This is a genomic window from Streptomyces sp. NPDC012825 (genome assembly GCF_042900925.1).
Taxonomy (GTDB): domain Bacteria; phylum Actinomycetota; class Actinomycetes; order Streptomycetales; family Streptomycetaceae; genus Streptomyces.
The window spans coordinates 183,809-207,763 of sequence record NZ_JBIBBZ010000011.1; the positions used below are offsets into that span (position 1 = coordinate 183,809).

Sequence of the window (23,955 nt, forward strand, 5' to 3'; positions counted from 1 at the left end):
CACCGGCCCCCGCCCGCTGGGGCTACCCCTCCCGATCGAGTTCCGCAAGGGCGTCTGTCAGCCATTCCACCCAGAACCGCTCCAGGTCGATCCCGCCCCGCAGGACGAGATGGCGCAGCCGGTCCGGCTCGGAGCTCCGCCGCTCCGCCGGGAAGTCCCTGGCCTCGATCGCGAGGTACTCCTCCAACTGTTCGCGGTGCAGGGAGAGATGGCGCTCCAGCTCCGCCCCGAGTCCCGTCGCGCCGACCATCGCGGCCGCCCGCATCCGCAGCAGCAGGGCGGACCGCATCGGCTTGGGGTCCTCGGGCCCGGCCACCCAGTCGCTCAGCTCGGCGCGGCCCGCGGGCAGCACCTCGTACTCCTTGCGCTGCCCCCGGACGGGCACCGGGGCGGGCAGGGCGCGGACGTGCCCCGCCTGCTCCAGCCTCCCCAGCTCGCGGTAGATCTGCTGGTGCGTGGCCGACCAGAAGTAACCGATCGACTTGTCGAAGCGGCGCGTCAGTTCGAGACCGGAGGACGGCTTCTCGAGCAGCGCGGTGAGGATCGCGTGCGGGAGGGACATGCTCGCATCCTAGATTCGGGGCCCGCCGTGCTCACCGGGCGGCGAGCACGGCGGGACGGTCACCGCGCGGCGGTCACAGGGCGGCGGCGAGGCGGGTGCCCTGGTCGATGGCCCGCTTGGCGTCCAGCTCGGCGGCGACGTCCGCGCCGCCGATGAGGTGCGCCGTGCGGCCCGCCGCCACCAGCTCCTCGTACAGGTCCCGCCGCGGCTCCTGGCCCGCGCAGAGCACGACCGTGTCGACCGGGAGCACCCGGGACTCCCCGCCGATCGTGACGTGCAGGCCCTCGTCGTCGATCCGGTCGTACGTCACGCCCGCCACCATGGCCACGCCGCGGTGCTTGAGCTCCGTGCGGTGGATCCACCCGGTGGTCTTGCCGAGCCCCGCGCCGACCTTGGTCTCCTTGCGCTGGAGCAGGTGCACCTGACGCGGCGGCGCGGTCCGCTCGGGCGCCCGCAGCCCGCCCCGGTTCTCGTACGAGGTGTCCACGCCCCACTGGCGGAAGTACGTCTCGGGGTCCTGGCTCGCGCCCTCCCCGCCGTCCGTGAGGAACTCCGCCACGTCGAAGCCGATGCCGCCGGCGCCGATGACCGCGACCCGCTCGCCGACCGGCGCGCCGTCCCGCAGCACGTCCAGGTAGCTGACGACGCTCGGGTGGTCCACGCCCTCGATGGCGGGAGTGCGGGGGGAGACGCCGGTGGCGACCACGACCTCGTCGTAGCCGTCCAGGTCGGCCGCCGTGACCGGGGTGTTCAGGCGCACCTCGACACCGCGCTCGGCGAGCTGGACGCGGAAGTAGCGCAGGGTCTCGTCGAACTCGTCCTTGCCCGGCACCCGCCTGGCGACGTTGAGCTGGCCGCCGATCTGGGCGGCGGCGTCGAACAGGGTGACCGCGTGGCCGCGTTCGGCCGCCGACACCGCGCAGGAGAGCCCGGCCGGGCCCGCCCCGACCACCGCGATCCGCTTGGCGCGGCGGGTGGGGGAGAGGACCAGCTCCGTCTCGTGGCAGGCGCGCGGGTTGACCAGGCAGGAGGTGATCTTCAGGCTGAAGGTGTGGTCCAGGCAGGCCTGGTTGCAGCCGATGCAGGTGTTGATGGTGTCGGCGCGGCCGGCCGTGGCCTTGGCGACGAAGTCCGGGTCGGCGAGGAACGGGCGGGCCAGCGAGACCAGGTCGGCGCGCCCGTCGGCGAGGATCTCCTCCGCGACCTCGGGGGTGTTGATGCGGTTGCTGGTGACGAGCGGCACGGAGACCTCGCCCATCAGCCTCTTCGTCACCCAGGTGTAGGCGCCGCGCGGCACGGAGGTGGCGATGGTGGGGATGCGCGCCTCGTGCCAGCCGATGCCGGTGTTGATGATGGTGGCGCCCGCGGCCTCGATCTCCTTGGCCAGCCGGACGACCTCCTCCAGGGTGGAGCCGCCGGGGACGAGGTCCAGCATCGAGAGGCGGTAGATCAGGATGAAGTCCTCGCCGACCCGCTCGCGGATCCGGCGGACGATCTCCAGCGGGAAGCGGACGCGGTTCTCGTACGAGCCGCCCCAGCGGTCGGTGCGGTGGTTGGTCGCGGCGGCGATGAACTCGTTGATCAGGTAACCCTCGGAGCCCATCACCTCGACGCCGTCGTACCCGGCCTCCTTGGCCAGCCCGGCGCACCGGACGTAGTCCTCGACGGTCCGCTCGACCTCGTCGTCGGTCAGCTCGTTCGGTACGAAGGGACTGATGGGAGCCTTGAGGGCACTGGGCGCGACCAGGGCGGGGTGGTACGCGTACCGGCCGAAGTGCAGGATCTGCATCGCGATCCGGCCGCCCTCCCGGTGCACGGCGTCGGTGATGGTCCGGTGCTCGGCGACCTCCTCGGCGGTGGTGAGCTTGGCCCCGCCGTCCCAGGGGCGGCCGGCCTCGTTGGGCGCGATGCCGCCGGTGACGATCAGGCCCACGCCGCCGCGGGCGCGCTCGGCGTAGAAGGCGGCCATGCGCTCGAACCCGTGCTCGGCCTCCTCCAGACCGACGTGCATCGAGCCCATGATCACCCGGTTGGGCAGGGTGGTGAACCCGAGGTCGAGCGGGCTCAGCAGATGCGGGTACGGGGTCATGCGGGCGCCTCCTCGCGCAGGATCGTCATCCCCTGTTGTAGGGGACTCCGCGCGGGTTCTGCAACTAGTTGCAGAAGAATCGGGGCGTGACGTCTACTACTCGGTAACAAATCGTGACGAAGAAAGGGCGGGGGGACGCCGGAGGCCCGGCGCCCTCACTCCTTCCGGTAGGAGTACGCCTCCGAGGCCGCGTCCGTCACCGCGTCGAGGTCCCCGCCCGCGCTCGCCGTCACCACCGCCGCGACCGCGCCCTCGACGAAGGGCGCGTCCACCAGGCGGGAGTTCCCGGGCAGCTCGTCGCCCTCGGCCAGCATCGCCTTCACGGTGAGCACGGCGCTGCCCAGGTCGACCAGGAGCGCCACCCCGGCACCCCGGTCGACGGCCTTCGCCGCCGCGGCGATCAGCTCGGAACTCGTCCCCAGGCCGCCGTCCGGGGTCCCGCCCGCCGGGAGGACCAGGGGCGGACCGTCACCGCCGCCGGCGAGCCCCATGGCCAGCTCGGCCACCGCCGCCGCGACCGACGCGCTGTGCGAGACGAGCACGACGCCGACGGGCCCCACGCCACTCGCTCCCTCCGCCCCCACCGGGCTCATCCTTCCTCCCCCTCCGCGGCCGCCGTGACGGCGAGCGCCGCGAACAGCAGGGCCGACGAGGTCGCCCCCGGATCCTGGTGCCCGACCGACCGCTCGCCCAGATAGCTCGCCCTGCCCTTGCGCGCCCGCAGGGGTACGGTCGCGAGGGCGCCCTCCCCGGCGGCGGCGCGGGCCGCGGCGAACGACTCCCGCAGTGCCTCCACGGCCGGCACGAGCGCGTCCAGCATCGTCTTGTCGCCCACCTGGGCACCACCCAGCTGCGACACGGCGGCCACCCCGGCGCCGAGCGCCTCCGCGAGCCGCTCCCGGCCGACCCGCTCGTCGTCGCCCAGCGCCTTCCCCGCGCGCCGCAGCAGCGTCCCGTACAGCGGGCCCGACGCGCCGCCGACCGTGGAGATCAGCTGCCGTCCGGCGGTGGTGAGCACCGCGCCGGGCGTCCCGGGCGGCTCCTTCGCCAGGGTCTCGGCCACGGCGGCGAACCCCCGCCTCAGATTGGCGCCGTGGTCGGCGTCGCCGATCGCCGAGTCCAGTTCGGTGAGCCGGTCCGCCTCGCGATCGACGTCCTCGGCCACCGCCGCCAGCCAGCGCACCAGGAACTCCGCGCCGAAGGTCTCCGTCATGCCGTCTCCCACTCCCGTGCCGTCATCCGTCGTTCCTCCCGCCCGTCTCACAGTCCCCAGCGCAGGGCGGGGGTCCGTACGGGCGCGTCCCACAGGCGCAGCAGCTCCTCGTCCGCCTCGCACAGGGTCACCGAACAGCCCGCCATGTCGAGCGAGGTCACGTAGTTCCCCACCAGTGTCCGGGCCACCGGCACCCCGCGCTCGGTGAGCACCCGCTGCACCTCCGCGTTGAAGCCGTACAGTTCGAGGAGCGGGGTCGCACCCATCCCGTTCACCAGGGCGAGGACCGGCCCGGACGGGCGCAGATCCTCCAGGACGGCGTCGACGGCGAAGTCCGCGATCTCCCGCGAGGTCATCATGGCCCGCCGCTCGCGGCCCGGCTCGCCGTGGATGCCGACGCCCAACTCCAGCTCCCCGTCCGGCAGGTCGAAGGTGGGGCCGCCCTTGGCGGGGGTGCTGCAGGCGCTCAGGGCCACCCCGAAGGAACGGCACCGCTCGTTGACCCGGCGGGCGATCGACTCCACCCGCTCCAGCGGGGCGCCCTCCTCGGCGGCGGCCCCGGCGATCTTCTCCACGAACAGCGTGGCCCCGGTCCCGCGCCGCCCCGCCGTGTAGAGGCTGTCGGTCACCGCCACGTCGTCGTTCACGAGCACCTTGGCGACCTGGATCCCCTCGTCCTCGGCCAGCTCGGCCGCCATCTCGAAGTTCAGCACGTCCCCGGTGTAGTTCTTGACGACGAACAGCACGCCCGCGCCACTGTCGACCGCGGCGGCGGCCCGCACCATCTGATCGGGCACGGGAGACGTGAAAACCTCGCCGGGGCAGGCCGCGGCGAGCATCCCCGGCCCCACGAACCCCCCGTGCAACGGCTCGTGCCCGGAACCGCCGCCGGACACGAGCGCCACCTTCCCCGCCACGGGCGCGTCCCTCCGCACCACGACCCGCCGCTCCACGTCCACGGTCAGCTCGGGATGCGCGGCGGCCATCCCGCGCAGCGCGTCGGCGACGACGGTCTCCGGGACGTTGATGAGCATCTTCAACGGTTCCTCCCACACAATCTGGCAACTGGGCCTCTGAGCTGCGTTTCGCCTGCTCAGACACGGCCCGCGGCGGTCTGTGGCGGTGGTGATGCCGACCTCTCGCCGACTTGGCTGACGAGCGTTCAGGTCCGGTGAGGCTGTCACAGCCGCCCCGCCGGCATCCAGTATCGGGCAGCGGGAGGGCGTCCGGAAGGAACCGGCCGGAGGCGTCGCACTCCATGGGTTCCGCGCCCGGCGACCCACCCGCGCCCCGATGCTGGGGGCGCCGGCCTTTTTCGGAGGTCGACCGACTCGAGCGCGCTGCCGATCGCCCTTGATAGAAGACGAGTTGGACGGGTTTGACGGCAACAAGGCCCTTCGAGGCATGCGCGAACGGCATATGTTCGCATGGTGAGACGTGCGTCGAGTGGCGAGGAGCAATGCGAACTCGTTGCCGACGGCCGACACGGCGGATCGGCGAGGTGCATCTCGTCACTTCAACTCCCTTTCTGAATAGGGGAGTTGAGCAGGCGGGGATGTCGCCGGGCGGAGGCGGGTAGGGCGGTCTCGACCGCTTGAATGGTCTATGCCAATGCTTGACAGGCCTCGCCGGGCCCCCCCACGATGATCACCGTCGCTTGGGGGGGTGGACAGAGTCAACTCTGGTGATTTGAAACGGAGTTGGATCTCCATGGTCGGTTTGGCGCGTTTCGGAGCGCCGGATGCCGCTTTTGGGTCGTCGAGGGTGCACACCCCCCTGAAGCCATTGCTCGCAGGTTGTCGCTCCACCAGGGCGGCAGTCCCTTGTTCGCCGCGCCGCAGATAGTCCTTGATTCCGTTGTCGTGCGAGATGAGGTACGTCAGAAGTGCAGGCACATGCAGTTACGGCAGCCGCCCGCCATCCGGAGCCGGCCACCGACATGTGGGCTCGAATGGCCCTGTCGTCAGCGACCGCTGACGCGCCCGCAGAGGCGATCAGATCGCCGGGCCTGAAAATGGTGCTGTCCCTGCTGGACGAGGGAGTGCTGTTGGGAGGGAACGGGCGTCCGCGCGGGACGAGGGCGGTGCCTTCGGCCGGAGCCGTCTATCCCTATGAATTCGCCGCGATCGTCATGGAAGACGGCCGTCCCTCGGCCTTCCGGATCGACGGCGACCGCCGACATTGCACCCGTCTGGCTTCCGGAGCCGGGGTATCCGCCTGTCTGACCTCTTCCGGGCTTTCGCTGCCGCCCGACGGAGGAGCGGTGGTGGTCACGCTGATCCGCCCCTGGCTGTCCATGCGCAAGTACGGCGACCGGGGTTATCTCTACGCACAGCTCGACGCCGGGCACGCGGTCGGGAACCTCCTCTTCGCTTCGGCGGGCCGGGGAGCGCCCGGCGTGCTTCGGTCCCGGTTCCCGCGGAGCCCGCTGACGGAGTTGCTCAAGGCCACGGAAAGTTTCCGGGAAGTCCACTCGGCTGTGGTCCTCGGCCATGTGGCGCCGAGGTCCTTCGAGCCGGCCTGGACCATGCATGACGGGACGGGCCGGGCGCACCGAGAGGCTACCTGGCAGTCATGGCTGGAGCGTGCCTGCTGGGAGTCGCTTGCCGCCCGGCCGGTCCGTCCCGACGCACTGGGCACCGCGGGGATGCCCAGTCCTCTGGTCGGCCTTCTCCCGCGGGCGCGGCTTCACCGGGAGGGAGCCGGCTTGGGGGAACCGGGAACATGGCCGGGTCTGCTGGCGGCCAGAACCTCCAGCAAGGCCTTCGTCGGCACTCCGGTGCCGGCCGACGACATCTGGCAAGCGGTGTCCGCCCTGACCACTCCTGTCGTGACCGACCTGCCGGACACCTCCTCGCTGGCGGCGACCCTGGTCATACGGTCCGCCGCGGAGGCGGAACAGAACGCCGTCCATCCGCTGACCCGGCAGGGGAGGGGGACGGGACGGTTGCCGTCCGGCGAGGAGATGGCCAAGGCGTGCATGCAACAGCGGACCCTGACCGAGGCGGCGGCGGTGGTGCTCATGCACGCGCCCCGTGCCGCGCTCGAGAGCGTCTCCGCCGAGGGGCCGGACGTGGAGACGGGCACGGAGACGGGAAATCTCGGCGAACTCGCCCTCCGCTGCGGCGTGCTCGGGCAGATGCTCTATCTGGGAGCCACCCGGGCGGGAATAGGTGTCACCGGCATCGGGGGATTCGACGCGGCCATGTGGCGATCGCTGGCCGGCCTCCCCGAGAACGACGAGATCCTCTACGTTCTGCTGCTGGGCACGCCGGACGACTCGGGGATCAAACTGGACCGATTGGGCGCCGCGATCGCCCAGAACGAGCAGTGAGGAAACTGTGAACCCCACGCTTCCAGGAGTCTTCGCCGCATCGTTCTCGCGATTCGGGGACGCCCTCGCGGTAGCCGATCCGGACGGTTCGCTCACCTACTCGCAGTTGGCCGACCGGAGCGAGGCCGTGTCGGCGTGGATGGCCGGCCACGGCGGTGACGAAGGGCGAACACGAGTAGGCATCTATGCCACCAACTCGGCGGACTATGTCGCCGCTTACGTCGGCGCGTTGTTCGCCGGCGCCGTCCCCTTCCTCGTCGATTCGGCCTTCGGCCCCTTCGAACTCTCCCGTATCGCCGAGGACTGTTCACTGGATCTGCTGATTCACGCGCCGGACGCCGCCGTGACCTCGCTGACGGAGGAGCCCCTGCCGCACGGCGGCGAGCTCGGAGCCCTCGCTGCCAGTCGCCTTCGAGGTCATGCCGCCTCCCGCCTGCCGCTCCTCGCCACGACGGAGGTGTGCCGGTTCACCTCCGGATCGACGGGACGGCCGAATTGCATCGAGTTCTCCGGCGGAGCCGTCCACGCGGCAGCGGCGAACTGGGCGAAGGGCACAGCGCTCGGGGCCGAGGACCGGATCGCCTGCCTGGCCGCGCTGTCCAACGGCCTCGCCTTCAACACGTCGTTGCTGGCGTCCTTCCTCTCCGGGGCTTCGCTGCACCTGTCCCGGGGACTGCCGACCGCCTCCCGCGTGGTGAGGCTCCTGGAAAGCACCGGGGCCACACGGTTGGTGGCATTTCCCGCCCTGTACGAGTCCATGGTCCGTCGTGGCTCGGGAGCGGGATTCGAGAAGGTCAGAACGGCGATCTCCTCCGGCGCTCCCCTGCGGGAGAGCGTGCGCGAGGAGTTCACCCGCCTGACCGGCGTGCCCATCCACAACTACTACGGTGTGGCCGAAGCAGGCCCCCTGACGTTCGCGGCCGACGGCACCGGTGCCGGGCTCGGCACCCCGTTGCCCGGTGTCCGGCTCCTCACGGACGCGAACGGCATCCGGGTGCGCAGCGAATCGATGGGCTCGAGATACCTCAACGCGCCGGGCGTGTTCGAAGCCCGCGTCGACGACCGGGGCTACTACCACACGGGCGATCAAGGCCGCCTCCAGGCGGACGGACTGCACCTCACCGGCCGGACGGGTCGCATGGTCAACGTCGGCGGCCGCAAGATCGACCCCATCGAGGTCACCGAGGTCCTGCGCGAAGCCCCCGGCGTCGTCGACGCGGTGGTCTTCGAGTACGAGAACCGGCACGGCGAGCCGACATTGGCCGCCGTCGTCTCCGCCGGCCCCGGTGCGACGACACAGGAACTCCGCAAGCACTGTGCCCAGGTGCTTCCCGCGTTCAAGGTGCCCAGCATCCTCCACCTGACGGACCAGATCCCGGCGAACTCGATCGGCAAGCCGAGCGTACAGCGGCTGCGCCGCCTGCTCGACGACGCACAGAGCAACTGACCACCGCCCCATACCCGAACTCAGGAGTCCTCCCGTGGAAAACAACGCCGCTCTTCGCCAGAAGATCGTGTCCCTCGCCGTCGCCGCCGGTGAGGGCGGATTCTCCGAGCGCGAGCTCGCCGACGCCGGCCACGCGCTGTCGGCCGTCGGATTCTCCTCCCTCGCCTACATGCGTCTGATCGACAGCATCGAGAACGACCTCGGCGTCTACCTGGACCCGGAGGCGGACGTCGAACACTACGAGTCCATCGACAGCATCACCGCGCTGGTGGTCGCGAGCGGCGGAGAAGTACGTGCCTGACGGCCTCGACGACGGTGGCCTGAGGCTCGGAGTGGTCGGCCGCGGCAGGCTGGGCGGGGCCCTGCTGGACATCTGCCGCGCCGAGGGTCTCGCGGTCGTGCTGACCGCCGATCGCGGATCCGGCTGGAAGTCGAGCGCGGTACCGGATGTCATGGTCGACGCCAGTTCTCCGGAGGCTCACCACGACGTGCTGGCCTACTGCACGGCCCGTCGCGTCCCGCTCGTGGCCTGCGTCTCCAACCTGACGAGCAGTCAGTGGGCGGCACTGGCGGAACTGTCCCGGGCGGTGCCGGTGGTCCGGGCCACCAACCTGTCCTTCGCCCACCATCTCCAGCTGAGCCTTGCGGAATTCCTCGCCGGACTCGTCACCGGGGCCGCGGAGCCGGCCTCCACCACCGTGCGGGAGCGGCACCCGGTGGGCAAGGCCCATCGGCCCAGCGCGACCGCGGTGACGCTGGCGGAGACCTGGGCGAAGGCGAGCGGCAGGCAGCCCGACGACATCGCCGACGAACGAGCGGGACTTCCGGTCAGTGAACACGAGCTGACCCACTCCTGGGACGGCGAGTCGCTGCACATCCGCCACCACGTCGGCAGCTGGTCCGTTCCGGCCCGGGGCGCGCTGGCGGCGGCCAGGTGGGCCCGAAGCGCCCGGCCCGGCCTGGTGACCATGCGAGACGTCTATGACGAACTGACAGCAAGGAGCACGCCATGAGCAGTGCGGACGCACGGCCGCTGAACCCGGCCGAGCGCAGACTCGTTCAACAGGTCGCGCTCGGAGCCCGGATGCTCTCCCTCGACGGCCACGACGACTTCAACCAGGGACAGATATCGGCCAGGCTGCCCGGCCGGAACGACTTCTTCATCAAGGGTGCGCTGGTCGGCTTCGACGAAGCAGCGCCGCAGGACGTGGTGCGCTGCTCCGTCGACCACACCCTGCCGTCACCTCCGCTGGCCCCGCCCGAGCTGCCCCTGCACCAGGCGATCTACCAGGCACGTCCGGACGTCAACGGCATCGTGCACAGCCACGCCCCCCACACCTTGCTGTTCGGCGCCACCGACCTGCCGATCCAGCCGGTCTCTCACGACGGCGCGTACTTCCACGGACGAGTGGGCCTGTTCACCCGGACCAGCAACACCGTCCTGGACATCGCGACCGGGGAACTCATCGCCGAAGACCTCGGTGACCACCCCGCCGTCCTGCTCCGCAACCACGGCGGGGTGATCGTGGGCAAGAGCGTGCGACACGCCGCGGTCTTCGCCCAGGTCCTCGAGCGGGCCTGCCGACTCCAGTTGACGGCCCACGGTGCCGGCGTCGACTACACCTGGTCCACCGACCAGGACGTGGCCGCCAAGCAGGACTTCATCTACGCCGACCTCTCGGTCCGCTCCTACTGGGACTACGCCGTCCGGCGGGTCGCCAGACACTGGCCCGACACCGCCGACTGGAACGAGCGCTGACCGGAACGAGCGCCGACTCCGACCCCTGCTCCGAACCATCCGAACCCGAGGAAAGACATGAGAACTGTGGCCGAGGGCTCCGGCCGTCACCAGGAGAACCGGACAAGGGTGCAGCGCAGAACCGTGCGAACCCTGATCGTCGCGGAGGTGGTCAGCGGCAGTGGGATCGCCACCGGATTCGCCGTCACCAGCCTGCTGGCGGAGGAGATCAGCGGAAGCGCTTCCCTGGCGGGCCTCTCGCAGACCGCGGCGACCCTGGGCGGCGCCGTCGCAGCCGGTGCCGTCGCGGCCCTCACCCACGTGAAGGGCCGCAGGCCGGGCCTGTCCGCCGGATACCTGGCCGCCGCCGTCGGAGCGGTGATCTGCGTGGTGGCGGCGGTCGAGCGCAGTTTTCCGCTGTTCCTGGTGGGGATGGTCCTCTACGGAGCGGCCGGGGCCACCGGACTCCAGGCCAGATTCGCCGCCGCCGACCTCGCGGAACCGCACCAGCGGGGCAAGGCCATGTCCCTGGTGCTGACCACCACGGTGGTCGGAGCCGTGGTCGGCCCCAACCTCACCGGGCCCGGCGCCGCGCTGGCCGAGGGCCTCGGGCTGCCCGCACTGTCCGGTACCTTCCTGTTCGCGATGCTGGGCTTCGGCATCGCCTTCGCCATGATCGCCCTCTTCCTGCGACCCGACCCCCTCCTGCTTGCCCGCGGACAGGACGTCGCGGCGGGGGAGAGGGAGAAGGCGCCGCCGTTGCGGGACATGCTGCTGACCCTGCGTGACAACAGAGCCGGGAAGACGGCGATCCTGACCATCGTCGCCGGGCACCTGGTGATGATCGCGGTGATGTCGATGACGGGCATCCACATGCATCACTCCGACGTGGGACTCGGCGTGATCGGCGCGGTTCTCAGTGGCCATCTGGCCGGCATGTTCGGCTTCTCCGCGCTGTTCGGCTGGGCGGTGGACAAGTTCGACAGTCGCTCGGTGCTGTTCGGCGGCCTGGCCGCGATGCTGCTGTCGATGCTGGTCTCCGGCACCGCGCGGGGTACGGATGTCACGCAGCTCGCCGTCGGTCTCGCTCTGCTGGGACTGGCCTGGTCGGCGGTTCTGGTGGCCGCTTCCGTCCTGCTCTCCGAGAGCGTCGAGGTCGCCGCGAGGCCGGCCGTCCAGGGCTTCTCCGACATGGCCATGAACATCGCTGCGGCCGGTGGCGCCGCACTGTCCGGAATCATCCTCGAACGGCTCGGATTCGGGCCTCTGACGGCGATCAGCGGAGCCATCCTGCTCCTGCCCCTGCTGGCACTGCTGGGAGGACGGCGCCGCACCGACACCGGCCGGGCCGGGTCGGACGCCTCGTCCTCCTGAACGCGATCCCCGCCCGCAGCCACCTCACCGATTGGAACGGCGCACCATGACCACCCCCGCCACGATCCACGTGACGCGACCGACCCCCCACACCTCCACCGAGATCCCCGCCGCGGAGCGGGGCAGCGCCGTCCCCGCCACCCACACCCAGGTGGAGCGCCTGCTCTGGGGACGGCACGTGCACCAGGTGAACAACAACATCGCACTCGGACTCCGCTTCGACGGACCCCTGGACGTCCCCCTCCTCGAGCGGAGCCTCCAGCGACTGAGCGAACGCCACGAGTCGTTGCGCACCGTCTTCCCCGAGGCCGACCCGGAAAGCGCGGAACAGCACGTGATGCTGCTGCTTCCGCCCCGGCCCCTGCCGCTGCCGGTCATCGAGGCTCCCGACGAACCCGAGGAGTCCCGGTTGCGGCGGGTGCTCGCCCTCCTCGCCGAGCACGCCAACCAGCCGTTCGACCTCGCCGCCGGCCCGCTCTTCCGGCCGGTGTTGGGCAGGGTGAGCGACACCCTGCACGTACTGTCGATGACCACCGATCACGTCGTCTTCGACGCCTGGTCGGCGCGCATCATGATCAATGACCTGCTGACCCTGTACGCGACGGCTCAGGGCGACGACGTTCCTCCGCTTCCCGAGCTGCCGGTGCAGTTCCCGGACTTCGCGCTCTGGCAGCACGGCCACCTCACCGGACAGCAGCTCGACCGCCAGCTCGGCTACTGGCGCAGGCAACTCGACGGCATCACCCCGATCCCGTCCTCGGGGCTCGCCGATCCCGCCCCGCCGACCGGCGCGGAGCCCGGTGTCACGAAACTCCTCGAGCCCCTGGACGCGGATCTCAGCCAGGAGATCGAGGCGCTGGCCCTGCGGGAGCGGACGACTTCGGCGGTCGTGATCGCCGCGGCACTGAAGGCCGCCATGTGGCGACTGCGCCGGGAGACCCTCGGTGACGCCGAGGCCGGCGACGTGGCCACGTTCGGATCGCTCGCCAACCGCACGCGGCCGGAGATCGACGACATGGTGGGATACGTCGCCACCCCCGCGACCTTCCGCACCCGGTTCACCTCACGGACGACCTTCCGCCACCTCGTCCGGCAAGAGGCCCAGACGCTGTTCCATGCCATGCGGCACCAGCGCGTCCCGTTCTCATTGATCCTGCGGGAACTCGCCCCCGAGCAGTACGGCGTGCGCTTCCGCAAGCCCGGAGACGTGCCGATCTACCTCAACTTCGACATGGACATGGTCGAAGACGCCCGGGAGCCCCTGCTCTGCCCGGCCGGCCTGGACGTGCAGCCGGTCGGAATCCCGATGCCCGAGGTGCCCCGCGGCGGACTGCGCGTCATCGGATATCGGCGCAAGGACGACATCGCCGTCGAGCTGCGCTACCGGCACGACCTCTACAGCCACACGTGGGCGGCCGCGTTCCTCGCGTCCGTCCGGACTTTCCTCGCCCGAGGCACCGCCCAGGCCGACGACACCATAGAGGATCTCGCATGACCAACCCCCCTCCGCCTTTCCGCCTGATCGCCCTGGACCTGGACGGAACGCTGCTGAGGTCCGATCTGTCGGTCTCCCCGCGCACCCGGAAGGCGATCGCCCTGGCCCGCGACCACGGCATCGAGGCCGTCTTCGTGACGGTGCGCCACGCCGCGGCGATCGAGTACATCGTCGAGGCGCTCGGGCTGACCGGAGAGGCGATCTGCTGCGGCGGCGCCGGCCTCTGGCGGATCCCGTCCATGGAACTGGTCGAGGAACACCTCGTCGAAGCCGCCACCGCACGCGAGGCGGCGAGAAGGATCAAGGAGGCCCTGCCGGACGCCAGGATCGGCTGGATGCGTCCCGACCGGACGGTGGGATACGCCCCGGACTACCCCGATCCGTTGCTGATCGGCACGTCCTACCGGCAGGACCCCGCCGAGATCGACACGTCCGTGCTGAAACTCTTCGCCGTCTCTCCCCGGCTGCGAGAGATCGGTACGAGCACACTCGAGGCCCTGTTCGACGGACTGGTGGACGTCTCCCATCATCACAGCGGCGTCGTCGACCTGGTCGCCCCCGGCGTCAGCAAGATCGTCGCACTGGAGAAGCTCTGCGCCTCGCGCGGCATCGCTCCGCACGAAGTGATCGCCTTCGGCGACGCCCGTACCGACCTGGAGATGATCCGCTGGGCCGGTCGGGGAGTGTTCATGGCCAACGCCGATCCCGCGCTGCACGCCGAGGCGGACCTGATCGCTCCCTCCAACGACGACGACGGGGTCGCGGTCGTTCTGGAAGGTCTGCTGGCCGAGCACACGCCCATCCCCCAAGAGGTGATCCGATGAAGGTACAGCGCATCCTGCCGTCTCCGGAGGCGACCGAACTGCTCGCTCTCACCAGGGACATCGCCGCCGGCGAACTCGCTCCCCGGGTCACCCGGTTCGAGGCGGACCACGAGTTCCCGAGAGAAGCCGTACGCACCCTCGGCAAAGCCGGGCTGCTCAGCCTGCCCTATCCGGAGGAGTACGGCGGCGGGGGACAGCCCTACGAGGTGTACCTCCAGGTCCTGGAGGAGATCGCGTACCACTGGCTGGCCGTCGCCGAGACCGTCAATGTCCACAATCTCTCCTGTTACGGCACCGCCACCTTCGGCACCCCGGCACAGCGCGCGGAGTTGTTGCCGGCCATGCTGGGCGGTGATCAGCTCGGTGCGTACTGCCTGTCCGAGCCGGAGGCCGGATCGGACGCGGCCTCGCTCACCACGCGTGCGGTCGCCGAAGAGGGTGCCTACCGGATCTCGGGCACCAAGTCGTGGGTCACCCATGCCGGTCACGCGGACTTCTACAACGTGTTCAGCCGTACGGGAGGCCCTGGCGCTCGGGGGCTTTCGTGCCTGGTCGTCCCGGCCGGTACGCCCGGCATGGAGATATACGCCCGGGAGAAGAAGCTCGGAGTCTGGTCCTCGCCCACCGCGCAGATCGGGTTCGACGACGTCACCGTCCCTGCCGAACGGCTGATCGGCAGACCGGGCAAGGGTTTCCTGATCGCGATGGGCGCCCTGGACTGCGGGCGCCTGGGCATCGCGGCCTGTGCGGTGGGCCTCGCACAGGCCGCCGCCGATTACGCCATCAGGTACGCCAAGGAAAGACAGCAATTCGGCCGGCGGATCATCTCCTTCCAGGGAGTCGGCTTCATGCTGGCCGACATGGCCACGCAGATCGCGGCAGCACGGGCGCTCACTCTCCACGCGGCCAGACTCAAGGACGCGGGCCTTCCGTTCTCGCTGGAAGCGGCCAAAGCCAAACTCTTCGCCACCGACATGGCGATGAAGGTCACCACGGACGCGGTGCAGGTGCTCGGCGGCGCCGGTTACGTCTCCGACCACCCGGTCGAGCGCTGGATGCGGGAGGCGAAACTCCTGCAGATCGTGGAGGGAACCAACCAGATCCAGCGTCTGGTGATCTCGCAGGGACTGGACTGACGTCGAACCGTTCCGGGTCCGGCGGTGCCGAGGCGATCTGCCCCGTGCCCACCGGAGGACGCGGTCCCTACCGGACCCGAGACGGTTCATCGCGGGGCAGGACCGCCGCCGAGCACACGAGCCGGGCATCCGCCGAGAACCGGCCCGGAACCTCGGCGGGAGCCCTGCGCCCGGTGCCGGCGGCCTCCGCCAGCCGCTTGGCCGACACGTGTGCCAGAAAGGTCCCTCGGGCGGCGTCCGCTTCCACGACCACGTCGTGGAATCCGAGCCTGGTCTCGGTCAGGGGGGACCACGCCTTGTAGACGGCCTCCTTGACGGAGAACAGGATGATCGGCCAGAGGTCGCCGTACCCGTGGGGAACGCTCGCCAGTTCCGACGGCGTGCAGACCCTCCGGCGCTCCGAGGGCGTGAGCGCACGGGACTGTTCCGCGTCGATGCCCAGGGACTCGTGGCTGCCGCTGGACGCGACCGCCGCGGCGCAGAACCCGACGGTGTGAGTGATGCTGCCCACCATCCCGGCCGGCCACACCGGCCGACGCTGCCGCCCCACGGGTATCGCGGCGTCGTGTATCCCGAAGGATGCCAACGCCCGTCTGGCGCAGTTCCGTCCGGCGGCGAACTCGCGCAGTCGTGCGCCTGTGACGTCAGGACTCAGCCCCTGCCGTTCCGCCGGCAGCACGGCGTCGCACCAGTCGGTTTCGACGGCGACGACCACGGCCACATCGTCAGGGAGCAGTTCGATCACCTCCGAATCATAGGGGCGACCCGGGTGCGGGGCCCGTGTGAGAAGACCGCCGCCTGCTCTCGCGCCATGGGTGGGGCACGACGTCGTGGTGCGGCCGTGGCGGCCCCCTCGGGAGTTACCGGGTCCTGAAGCGGCGGTGGAGGTTTCGGGCCACGTACACGCCTGGGCCGCCGAAGCCGACGATGTCGAGGCGTCCCTCGCCGGTGACGTCGGCGAGGAACCGGGGGTGGTGGCCGATCCGCCAGGCGCCGGCGTCGTCGTCATGTCCGAAGCCGCGGCAGACCAGCCGGGCCTGGTCGAACGTCCCGTCGCCGAGGTTGTGGGAGACCCAGACCCCCTCGTTACCGAAGCCGACGATGTCGGGATTGCCGTCACCGGTGACGTCGGCGAGGAAGCGGAGGTGCTTCCCGGACGTCCACCCCTGGGCGGTGCCGAAGTCGTTCAGGACGAGCTTCGAGGGCTCGAAGGTGCCGTCGCCCAGGCCGCGCGCGACGACGACGCCGTGGGGGCCGAAGCCGACGACGTCCGCCGTTCCGTCGCCGACGGTCCTGATCAGGAACCGGGGGTGCTCGTCGGCCGAGGTCCATCCCTGCTCGGTCCCGAAGTCGTCCAGGACGTACAGCGGTTCGGCGAACGTACCGTCTTCCTCCTGCTGGGAGACCCAGACGCCGTCGTCGTGGCAGCCGACGACGTCGAGGCGTCCGTCGCCGGTGGTGTCGGCGAGGAAGCGGGGGTGCTTGTCGACCAGCCACCCACCGGCCTCTTCGCCGTGGCCGAACGCCTTGAGGACGGGTTCGTCGGCGAGCGGTGCGAACGTGCCGTCCTCGTCCTGGAGCGAGATCCGGACGCCGTCGTCGTGGCAGCCGACGACATCGAGCCTGCCGTTGCTGTTGGTGTCGGCGAGGAACCGGAGGTGCTTGTCCACGAGCCACCCGCCGGCCTGATCACCGTGGCCGAACGCCTTGAGGGCCGGCTCACCGGCCGCGGGCTCGAACGTCCCGTCCTCCCCCCGAGGAGAGATCCGGACACCGTCGGCGGCGAGCACGACGGCGGCGGGCCTGCCGTCGCCCGTCAGGTCCGCGAGGGTCCACAGGTCCGCGGGACCGGAGGAGGGCGCGGACGGATGCAGGACGCGTTCCTCCTCCTCGAACGTGCCGTCGCCCCGGGCGGCCGACGTCACGGCGCCCTTGGCGGGCTTGAGCCCGATGATGTCGGCTCGTCCCTCGCCCGCCGTGTCGGCGAGGAACCGCGCGCCGAGCTCGGCCCACCGGCCCGGCCGGTCGTCGGGGGAGGGGGCGACGCCTTCGCTCTTCCACCCGCCGGCGTCGGGGTCGCTCCCGAACCGGTCGAGGACGAGCAGCATGTCGCTGAAGGAGGGGGTCGCCCCGGGCACGGGGCGCAGCGCGGCGGAGCGGGTCAGCCGCCAGGACCGGCGTCCGTTCCAGTGGTCCAGTGGCGCGAAGCGCAGGACGAGGTCGCCGACGCGCTCGGGCTCGACCGGGACGAGCCGCCACCGCTGGCCGGCCGCTTCCTCGTCGTACGCGCGCAGGATGACGGGGGTGCCGTTCTCGTCGGACGCGTCGGGATCGAGGTCGAGGACGGTGTCGTCGGCCGCGCTCTCGATGAAGTACAGGCCGGCTTCGCCCTCGACGGGGACGACCCGCCACTGCTGGCTCTTCCTGCCGTCGGCGGCGTCCCCCCGCCGGACGCCCCCGTTCGCGGCAGCGAGCCGGTCGAGGACCTTGCCGCCGGCCGCGTCGCGGATCACGTACGTCTGCTCGTCCCGCGCGGACCGCACCGGGGCGAGCTGCCACCGCTCCGGGCGCGGGCCGTCGTCGGGGAAGTCGCGGACGACGAGCGCTCCGTCCGTGCCGGGCACGGCTCTGGCGCCGAGGGGTTTCCCCGTGGCGGCGTTGACGATCTCCAGTTTCAGTTCTTCCATGGGCACGGACATCGTGGTGCCTCTTCCAGGCGGTGCGGGCGTCGGTTCGGGGCGGGCGGGGAGCGGCGGTGGCTCCGGGTCACGTGAAGACGTGGTGGTACGGGACGTTCCACTCGCTGGGCAGGCGCGGGTAGAAGGTGTTGATGACCGTCCCGGTGAAGTCCCCGCCCCAGTTGTAGGTGAGCCGGGCCTCGCTGTTGGCCGCCACCGCGTGGTCCTTGAACCCGAGGATGGTGTCGGGGTGGGTGATGGGCACGAAGGTGATCCCGCCCCACGGAGTGACCGTGACGACCCAGAGCTGGGTGTCCTCGGGCGCGCCGTTCTTCCCGCGCCACTTGTCACCGACCTTGTCGGGCAGGCCGACCTGGACGGTGTCGGCCGTGCTCTTGGGCGCGTCCTGGTGGACGGTGACGCGCCTGCGCCGCGGCTTGGGCGTGCCGTCGTCGCCGCGTCCGGCGTCGGTTCCGCCCGTGCCGGCGGGCTTGGGCGTCGCCTGGCCGGCGGCGCTCTCCAGGACGTACAGCGGCCGCTGCCCGAAGAAGCCGGCGGGGGTGACGTACCAGAGGTGGCCCTTCGCCTCCTTGACGGTCTCGTCGAGGGCGGTGGCCAGCTGGACGCCCTTGTCGTGGCTCTCCTCGCCCAGCTCGGCGGGCCGCAGATAGCCGCCGTTGAAGGCGTGGACGAGCATGACCGGCCGGTTCTCGACCAGCGCCGCCACGATCGCGTTGTCGTGGCTGTTCACCGCCACCGGGCCGCCGACCACCAGATTGGACATCGCCGTACGTTCTTGGGTGTACATCGAGGAAACCTCACCTGTTCCGAAGGAGGGGAGAACAATGCCGGAATCAGCGGCTGAAAGAACGCGGCCCACGGCAATGCCCGGGGCCACGCTACCCACGGGAAAGAGGACGGGAAACTCATCGATGGAGTGACGTGCGCTGAAGAAAGGTCACTTCTTCGGCGATTCGGAAGCGATTGCCGAAAATCGATCACTCGAACGAGCGTGACCTGCGGATGTGTCTTTCCGGGCCGGGAAGAGCACGGTAATTTCACCTGCCGGAACGTGCACAGATCTCTGTTTACATTTCACCGAGCGCGGTTCGGCCGAAAACAGTCGAGGACGGGTAGATGCCTTCCACCGCATACAGTCTGGTAGACGCCAAGCGTCAGCCACTGACGAAGAAGAACCTGCGGGAACTCAACATCGAGCAGACCTGGCAGTCCATTCTGGACCACCCCAACCTGGTCTATGTCGACGCCTCGGGCGTGAAGCACAAGCCCGTCGGGTTCTCCGTGAACAAGTCGAGCTTCGGCACCTTCCCCGGAACCGCGTTCCAACTGGGCTGGCTCGCCTATATGAACCTCGGGGAGCCGCTGATCGAGGTGCGGGGCGACATCGGCCAGCCCCCGCCCGACACCTTCTCCTCACGTACGTACGTCAACCGCAGCGCCTCCGAGATGACCTTCACCGACTCGGTCGACTTCACCGTGTCGAACGGGGTCACGTGGTCGCTCCACGGGGACGCCAAACTCACCTTCGGCGGCAGCGTCGGAGCATCGTTGCAGCTGCAGTTGCAGAACCAGCTCCGCCTGGACCTGCAGTCGCAGCTCGCGGCGTCGTGCCAGAACGGGACGGCGAACAAGAACGCGAACACGGTGACCAACAAGAACAGCAAGGACAGCGTCGGCGTCGACAACGCCAACACCAGCGAGACGTCCGCGAGCAGCTCCGCGACGAACTCCTCGTCGAACACGATGACCAACTCGGTGGGATTCACGACCACGGGCAGCGCCACCGGCAACGCGTCGCTCAACGCCCAGCTGGCCCTGGGCATCGCGGCCACCGTGGGCGGTTCCCTGAACACCAGCTGGGCCTCGAAGTCGCAGATCTCCGGCAAGGTCCCGGCCAACTCCCGCGTGGAGACCGTCGTCTCGCAGCGACGCACCCGCAAGCAGTACACCTACGAGATCCCGGTGACCTTCTCCGGGCTGATCGCGGTGCAGTACGCCGTGCCGGTGGCGGTCCTCTCGCCCCCGCAGTCCGGGACCTACCCCGGCCTGAGCCGGACGGTCGCCCGCGACATCAGCGACATCGACCTGACGCCCGGAGGGTTCCGCATGAAGGGACTGGCCGAGGTCGTCTCGGCCCTGGACGTCCACCACACCCTGCTCGACATCGAGAACCTGACCGTCAGCCAGCAGACCCTCTACAAGCAGCCCTGACCACGCAGCACCGCCGCCACGACGACGACCAGAGGTGACGACCATGGTGTTCGACAACATCTTCAACTCCGCGGGCAAGGGCGCGGGGCTCTTCTCCGTGACCACCGACAGCACGAAGCCCCGGCCGGGCGAGGGCGTCGACTTTGAGGACTCCGACGACGACACGTACGACGACACCAACCCCAGCCTGTTCAACAGCGCGATCCACGGCGCCTCCTCCCGCGCGAAGATCGTGCAGGAGACGTCGCCCGAAGCACGGGCCGTCCTGGGCTTCCTCGGCTCCTTCATCCAGACCACCCAGGCCTCCGCCGGCGAGCAGGCCCGGTACGCCCGGGATCCCGGCTCGGTCACCAAGGCCGCGTCCGACGGCATGCAGGGGGCGAGGGAGACGGTGGAGAGGGAGGGGGATCTGAAGAAGGACGAGGACCTGGAGGACAGGCCGGAGAAGAGCGACTTCACCAAGCCTCCCAAGACCCCGGAGGCTCCGAAGGCCCCGGAAGCGCCCAAGGCGCCCCAGGCGACCGCGGAGAAGCCCTCCCGTTCCCAGTAGGACCCGGAAGCGCGAGGGGGGCAGGGGCGGGGCCGCCCCTGCCCCCCTCGCGCGTGTTACACGGGAAGCAACTGCCACTGGCGGTTGCGGTGATCGCCCTCCGCCCCGTGCTGCTTGACCGCCGTACGGGCGTTGGTGTCGACCCGCAGCAGCAGCCCGCTGTTGCGGTTGGCGATCTCGTAGACCCGCGGGGTGTCGGTCGCGGATCCCACCGGGATCAGCCTCCACTGCTGGTGGTGCGCGCCGCCGCCCTCGTAGGCGCGTTGTGCGACCACCGCCCCCGCCGTCTCCTGCGCTTCGACGACCTCCAGGACCTTGCCGCTGCGCACGTTCTCGATCCGGTACAGGACCTCGCCGTCGTCCTGGCCCGTCGCGACAAGCCGCCACTGCTGGTGGCTCCTGGGGACGGCGAGGGCCTGATGGATCTCCGCCCCGTCCTTGAGGGACTCCCGGTGGACCCCCATCCGCAGCCTGCTGCGGACGTTGGACCAGGAGATCACCGCGCCCGAGTCGGGCAGCCCGCTCAGCCTCGCCGACGCGACCTTCCGGATCCGGTTGTTGCTGAAGTCGGTGACGTAGAGGGTGTCTACACAGTCCACGGCGAGCCCGTACGGCTGGTTCAGCCGGGCCGAGGCCGCCGGGCCGCCGTCCCCGCCGAACCCTGCGGTGCCCGTGCCGGCGACCGTGCTGATCGTCCCGTCCACCGCCACGCGCCGCACCCGGTGGTTGCTGTACTCGGAGACGAAGAGGACACCCGCGCTGTCCACCGCCAGTCCCACGGGACCGTTCAGCCGGGCCGAGGCCGCCGGGCCGCCGTCCCCGCCGAACCCTGCGGTGCCCGTGCCGGCGACCGTGCTGATCGTCCCGTCCACCGCCACGCGCCGCACCCGGTGGTTGGCGTAGTCGGCGATGTAGAGGACGCCCGCGTCGTCGACCGCCAGTCCGTGCGGGCGGTTCAGTTGGGCCGAAACCGCCCGACCCCCGTCGCCCCCGGATCCGAGGGGCCCGCTGCCCGCGACCGTGCTGATCCTGCCGTCGGGCGTGATCTTCCGAACGCGGTTGTTGTGGTACTCGGAGACGTAGAGAGCGCCGGTACTGTCCAGCGCCACGCCCATGGGAAGGTTCAACCGGGCGGCGGCGGCCGGGCCGCCGTCCCCGCTGAACCCCGCCGTGCCCGTGCCGACGACCGTGCTGATGGTCCCGTCGGCGGTGACCTTCCGTACCCGGTGGTTGTTGGCGTCGGCGATGTAGACGGTTCCCGCGCTGTCCACCGTCACCTCACGCGGCGAGTTCAACTGGGCCGAAGTGGCGGGCCCGTTGTCTCCCTTGAACCCCGCGACCCCGGTCCCCGCGATCGTGCTGATCCTGCCGTCGGTGGTGATCTTCCGGACCCGGTGGTTGTTGAAGTCGGAGAAGTACAGGGTGCCGTTGCCGTCCACCACGATCCCGTACGGGCGGTTCAACTGGGCCGAAACGGACGGCTCGTCGTCCCCCTTGAACCCCGCGGTCCCGGTTCCAGCGATCGTGCTGATCGGAGGGGCGGAACCCTCGTCGCCCGTGGTCGCCGTCTGGGGAGTGCTCATCGTCATCCCTTCGCCGTTCACCGACCGCCCGCTACGGACGGTTATGTGCTGACTCCAGAAAGTCATAGGCGTGTCGGGTTGGCAAGATCACTTCCGAGTGATCCTCATGAACCGCATTGACGGTGATCACCGGTTCCCTCCGCGCGCACCAGGAAACTTCCCCGCGTGCTCCTGAACGGCGGATCGTTCGGGGCGTCGCGGCGAAGGCGGGCTCGCCCCCGCCGCGACGCTTCGGTCCGGGTCGGGTGGGTCGGGGGGTCAGGAGGCGGAGGTCTTCTCCCCGGTCGGGGTCTTCGGCTCGGCCGGGGTTCCCTCCGGGGCCTCGACGCCGCGCGTGGTCACGATGCGGGCGCTTCCCTCGGCGAGCGCGTAACCGAGGCCGACGACGCCGATCTCGCCGGCCGCGATCTGCTCGGAGAGGAGACGGGAACGGTCGAGCAGCAGGTCCACGGTGTGGCGGATGTGCTCGTCGATCACGTCGCTGTCCGAGGTGAGCCCGGCGGTGCGCGCGGCCAGGATGCTCGGCGTGACGCGTTCCACCACGTCGCGGACGAAGCCGCCCGCCGCGAAACCGTCCTCGACCGCCGCGCGGGCGGCGGCGACGGCACCGCACGAGTCGTGGCCGAGCACGACGACGAGACGGGCCCCGAGGACGGTGGTGGCGTACTCGACGCTCCCCAGCACCTCGGAGCCGACCACGTGCCCCGCGGTCCGCACCATGAACAGGTCCCCGAGGCCCTGGTCGAAGATGATCTCGGCGGCGAGCCGCGAGTCGGAGCAGCCGAGCACGACGGCGAACGGATCTTGTCCGGGAGCCAGCTCCGCGCGGCGGGCCGCGTCCTGGTTCGGATGCTCGGGCGAGCCCGAGACGAAACGCTTGTTGCCCGCCAAGAGGGCGTCGAGAGCGACGGAAGGAGAAGTTCTAGGCATGGCATCACCTTACGGCCCGGCGCCGGCGGGACGGCGCACGCACCCGGTGGCGTGTGCCCGGCTCTCCCTCCGGCGGGAATCCGGCCGCGAGGAGCGGCGGGCCGGTCTCCTGGTGAGAGCCGCGGCAGGAGTTCCATGGGCCGTTCGGGGGGTTGTGGAACGCGACACCAATCTTCGGCGGGCGGGAGCGCCGAAGGAACGGCGGACCCGCCTCATCGAGGGGCGGGCCGCCGACCGATCGGAGTTCTTCCGTGCGTACTCGAGTCGTCACCACCACCGTGGCCGCCGCCGCGGTGGCCGCTTCCCTGCTCTCTCCCGTCCTGGCGTCGGCGAAGGCCGGTGGCGGTGACCCGTTCGCGCCGCGGGACCGGGCCGCGCACCATGGTCTGATCAGCGTGGGCCTGACCTCCGACCAGCGCCTGGTCGGCTTCGACGTCCGCAACCCGGCCGACGCCTGGTCCCTGGGCAAGGTCACCGGACTCAAGGGCGACGGCAGGCTGGTGGGCATCGACTTCCGCGTCCAGAACGGCAAGCTGTACGGCGTCGGTGACAAGGGTGGCGTCTACACCCTCAGCGACAAGGCCGCGGCGGTGAAGGTCTCGCAGCTGACCGTCGCCCTCCAGGGCCGGTACTTCGGAGTCGACTTCAACCCGGCCGCCAACCGCCTGCGCGTGGTCAGCGACACCGGCCAGAACCTGCGCCACAACATCGACGACCCGGCCGCCCCCAGGACCACCACCGTCGACGGCACCCTCACCAACCCCACCACG

The 23,955-nt window shown here is 70.5% G+C and carries 22 protein-coding genes; 12 read left to right on the top strand and 10 right to left on the bottom strand.

All coding sequences use genetic code 11. From position 1 onward, the window contains the following. Nucleotides 1–22 precede the first annotated feature (22 nt). From ACFY7E_RS22895 to dhaK, 5 genes are all read right to left on the bottom strand, one after another. The gene (locus tag ACFY7E_RS22895; protein ID WP_389487595.1) at nucleotides 23–562 is read right to left on the bottom strand and encodes a PadR family transcriptional regulator; all 540 of its coding nucleotides are present in this window, start codon (nucleotides 560–562) and stop codon (nucleotides 23–25) included. 73 nt (nucleotides 563–635) lie between these two features. Beyond that, nucleotides 636–2,651, bottom strand: coding sequence for an FAD-dependent oxidoreductase (locus ACFY7E_RS22900; protein ID WP_389487597.1), 2,016 nt, complete (start codon nucleotides 2,649–2,651; stop codon nucleotides 636–638). Between the two features lie 155 nt (nucleotides 2,652–2,806). Beyond that, a complete protein-coding gene (locus ACFY7E_RS22905) occupies nucleotides 2,807–3,244 on the bottom strand; it encodes a PTS-dependent dihydroxyacetone kinase phosphotransferase subunit DhaM (protein ID WP_389487599.1) in 438 nt (145 codons plus the stop codon). Further along, entirely contained in the window at nucleotides 3,241–3,864 is a 624-nt protein-coding gene (dhaL, locus tag ACFY7E_RS22910) for a dihydroxyacetone kinase subunit DhaL (protein ID WP_389487601.1), read from the bottom strand. Before dhaL ends, ACFY7E_RS22905 begins: the two co-directional genes overlap by 4 nt. 47 nt (nucleotides 3,865–3,911) lie before the next feature. Next, the gene (gene dhaK / locus ACFY7E_RS22915) at nucleotides 3,912–4,904 is read right to left on the bottom strand and encodes a dihydroxyacetone kinase subunit DhaK (protein WP_389487603.1); all 993 of its coding nucleotides are present in this window, start codon (nucleotides 4,902–4,904) and stop codon (nucleotides 3,912–3,914) included. A gap of 911 nt (nucleotides 4,905–5,815) precedes the next feature. On the opposite strand from dhaK, the gene ACFY7E_RS22920 reads away from it, so the two are divergent. From ACFY7E_RS22920 to ACFY7E_RS22960, 9 genes are all read left to right on the top strand, one after another. Next, on the top strand, nucleotides 5,816–7,198 hold the full coding sequence (locus ACFY7E_RS22920; RefSeq protein ID WP_389487605.1) for a nitroreductase family protein: 1,383 nt from the start codon (nucleotides 5,816–5,818) through the stop codon (nucleotides 7,196–7,198). 7 nt (nucleotides 7,199–7,205) lie between these two features. Further along, complete coding sequence (locus tag ACFY7E_RS22925) at nucleotides 7,206–8,645, top strand: class I adenylate-forming enzyme family protein (RefSeq protein ID WP_389487607.1); 1,440 nt, start codon at nucleotides 7,206–7,208, stop codon at nucleotides 8,643–8,645. Nucleotides 8,646–8,679: 34 nt separating this feature from the next. Then, complete coding sequence (locus tag ACFY7E_RS22930) at nucleotides 8,680–8,946, top strand: phosphopantetheine-binding protein (RefSeq protein WP_383439338.1); 267 nt, start codon at nucleotides 8,680–8,682, stop codon at nucleotides 8,944–8,946. Beyond that, on the top strand, nucleotides 8,939–9,658 hold the full coding sequence (locus ACFY7E_RS22935) for a dihydrodipicolinate reductase C-terminal domain-containing protein (RefSeq protein ID WP_389487609.1): 720 nt from the start codon (nucleotides 8,939–8,941) through the stop codon (nucleotides 9,656–9,658). The genes ACFY7E_RS22930 and ACFY7E_RS22935 overlap by 8 nt, the downstream gene beginning before the upstream one ends. Further along, nucleotides 9,655–10,404: a class II aldolase/adducin family protein gene (locus ACFY7E_RS22940; RefSeq protein ID WP_383439334.1), complete on the top strand. Its 750-nt coding sequence runs from the start codon at nucleotides 9,655–9,657 to the stop codon at nucleotides 10,402–10,404. Before ACFY7E_RS22935 ends, ACFY7E_RS22940 begins: the two co-directional genes overlap by 4 nt. A gap of 123 nt (nucleotides 10,405–10,527) precedes the next feature. After that, on the top strand, nucleotides 10,528–11,757 hold the full coding sequence (locus ACFY7E_RS22945; protein ID WP_389487612.1) for an MFS transporter: 1,230 nt from the start codon (nucleotides 10,528–10,530) through the stop codon (nucleotides 11,755–11,757). Nucleotides 11,758–11,803: 46 nt separating this feature from the next. Further along, nucleotides 11,804–13,252, top strand: coding sequence for a condensation domain-containing protein (locus ACFY7E_RS22950; RefSeq protein ID WP_389487614.1), 1,449 nt, complete (start codon nucleotides 11,804–11,806; stop codon nucleotides 13,250–13,252). Further along, a complete protein-coding gene (locus ACFY7E_RS22955; protein ID WP_389487616.1) occupies nucleotides 13,249–14,076 on the top strand; it encodes an HAD family hydrolase in 828 nt (275 codons plus the stop codon). Before ACFY7E_RS22950 ends, ACFY7E_RS22955 begins: the two co-directional genes overlap by 4 nt. Then, complete coding sequence (locus tag ACFY7E_RS22960) at nucleotides 14,073–15,212, top strand: acyl-CoA dehydrogenase family protein (RefSeq protein WP_389487618.1); 1,140 nt, start codon at nucleotides 14,073–14,075, stop codon at nucleotides 15,210–15,212. Before ACFY7E_RS22955 ends, ACFY7E_RS22960 begins: the two co-directional genes overlap by 4 nt. Before the next feature lie 67 nt (nucleotides 15,213–15,279). Here ACFY7E_RS22960 and ACFY7E_RS22965 read toward each other — a convergent pair whose 3' ends face one another. The 3 genes from ACFY7E_RS22965 to ACFY7E_RS22975 form a co-directional block, all read right to left on the bottom strand. Beyond that, nucleotides 15,280–15,957 (bottom strand): 4'-phosphopantetheinyl transferase, encoded by a 678-nt coding sequence (locus tag ACFY7E_RS22965; RefSeq protein WP_389487620.1) that lies wholly within the window; start codon nucleotides 15,955–15,957, stop codon nucleotides 15,280–15,282. Between the two features lie 115 nt (nucleotides 15,958–16,072). Beyond that, entirely contained in the window at nucleotides 16,073–17,911 is a 1,839-nt protein-coding gene (locus tag ACFY7E_RS22970) for an FG-GAP-like repeat-containing protein (protein ID WP_389487622.1), read from the bottom strand. A 67-nt stretch (nucleotides 17,912–17,978) separates the two neighbouring features. Continuing rightward, on the bottom strand, nucleotides 17,979–18,698 hold the full coding sequence (locus tag ACFY7E_RS22975; protein ID WP_389487624.1) for a hypothetical protein: 720 nt from the start codon (nucleotides 18,696–18,698) through the stop codon (nucleotides 17,979–17,981). A 329-nt stretch (nucleotides 18,699–19,027) separates the two neighbouring features. On the opposite strand from ACFY7E_RS22975, the gene ACFY7E_RS22980 reads away from it, so the two are divergent. Both ACFY7E_RS22980 and ACFY7E_RS22985 read left to right on the top strand, forming a co-directional pair. Then, nucleotides 19,028–20,122, top strand: coding sequence for a hypothetical protein (locus tag ACFY7E_RS22980; protein ID WP_389487626.1), 1,095 nt, complete (start codon nucleotides 19,028–19,030; stop codon nucleotides 20,120–20,122). 43 nt (nucleotides 20,123–20,165) lie between these two features. Next, a complete protein-coding gene (locus ACFY7E_RS22985) occupies nucleotides 20,166–20,672 on the top strand; it encodes a hypothetical protein (protein WP_389487628.1) in 507 nt (168 codons plus the stop codon). A gap of 56 nt (nucleotides 20,673–20,728) precedes the next feature. Here the strand turns inward: ACFY7E_RS22985 and ACFY7E_RS22990 are convergent, their stop codons facing one another. Further along, nucleotides 20,729–22,255 (bottom strand): RICIN domain-containing protein, encoded by a 1,527-nt coding sequence (locus ACFY7E_RS22990; protein WP_389487630.1) that lies wholly within the window; start codon nucleotides 22,253–22,255, stop codon nucleotides 20,729–20,731. Between the two features lie 258 nt (nucleotides 22,256–22,513). Then, entirely contained in the window at nucleotides 22,514–23,185 is a 672-nt protein-coding gene (locus ACFY7E_RS22995) for a carbonic anhydrase (RefSeq protein ID WP_389487632.1), read from the bottom strand. Between the two features lie 251 nt (nucleotides 23,186–23,436). On the opposite strand from ACFY7E_RS22995, the gene ACFY7E_RS23000 reads away from it, so the two are divergent. Then, nucleotides 23,437–23,955, top strand: a 519-nt coding sequence (locus tag ACFY7E_RS23000; protein ID WP_389487634.1) for a DUF4394 domain-containing protein, incomplete at its 3' end; no start/stop codon positions are given.

Bases quoted from the DNA above. Each gene is read 5' to 3' on its own strand.
- ACFY7E_RS22895 (WP_389487595.1), bottom strand. From the start codon at position 562: ATGTCCCTCCCGCACGCGATCCTCACCGCGCTGCTCGAGAAGCCGTCC.
- ACFY7E_RS22900 (WP_389487597.1), bottom strand. From the start codon at position 2,651: ATGACCCCGTACCCGCATCTGCTGAGCCCGCTCGACCTCGGGTTCACC.
- ACFY7E_RS22905 (WP_389487599.1), bottom strand. From the start codon at position 3,244: ATGAGCCCGGTGGGGGCGGAGGGAGCGAGTGGCGTGGGGCCCGTCGGC.
- dhaL (WP_389487601.1), bottom strand. From the start codon at position 3,864: ATGACGGAGACCTTCGGCGCGGAGTTCCTGGTGCGCTGGCTGGCGGCG.
- ACFY7E_RS22920 (WP_389487605.1), top strand. From the start codon at position 5,816: ATGGCCCTGTCGTCAGCGACCGCTGACGCGCCCGCAGAGGCGATCAGA.
- ACFY7E_RS22940 (WP_383439334.1), top strand. From the start codon at position 9,655: ATGAGCAGTGCGGACGCACGGCCGCTGAACCCGGCCGAGCGCAGACTC.
- ACFY7E_RS22950 (WP_389487614.1), top strand. From the start codon at position 11,804: ATGACCACCCCCGCCACGATCCACGTGACGCGACCGACCCCCCACACC.
- ACFY7E_RS22955 (WP_389487616.1), top strand. From the start codon at position 13,249: ATGACCAACCCCCCTCCGCCTTTCCGCCTGATCGCCCTGGACCTGGAC.
- ACFY7E_RS22960 (WP_389487618.1), top strand. From the start codon at position 14,073: ATGAAGGTACAGCGCATCCTGCCGTCTCCGGAGGCGACCGAACTGCTC.
- ACFY7E_RS22970 (WP_389487622.1), bottom strand. From the start codon at position 17,911: ATGTCCGTGCCCATGGAAGAACTGAAACTGGAGATCGTCAACGCCGCC.
- ACFY7E_RS22975 (WP_389487624.1), bottom strand. From the start codon at position 18,698: ATGTACACCCAAGAACGTACGGCGATGTCCAATCTGGTGGTCGGCGGC.
- ACFY7E_RS22980 (WP_389487626.1), top strand. From the start codon at position 19,028: ATGCCTTCCACCGCATACAGTCTGGTAGACGCCAAGCGTCAGCCACTG.
- ACFY7E_RS22985 (WP_389487628.1), top strand. From the start codon at position 20,166: ATGGTGTTCGACAACATCTTCAACTCCGCGGGCAAGGGCGCGGGGCTC.
- ACFY7E_RS22990 (WP_389487630.1), bottom strand. From the start codon at position 22,255: ATGAGCACTCCCCAGACGGCGACCACGGGCGACGAGGGTTCCGCCCCT.
- ACFY7E_RS22995 (WP_389487632.1), bottom strand. From the start codon at position 23,185: ATGCCTAGAACTTCTCCTTCCGTCGCTCTCGACGCCCTCTTGGCGGGC.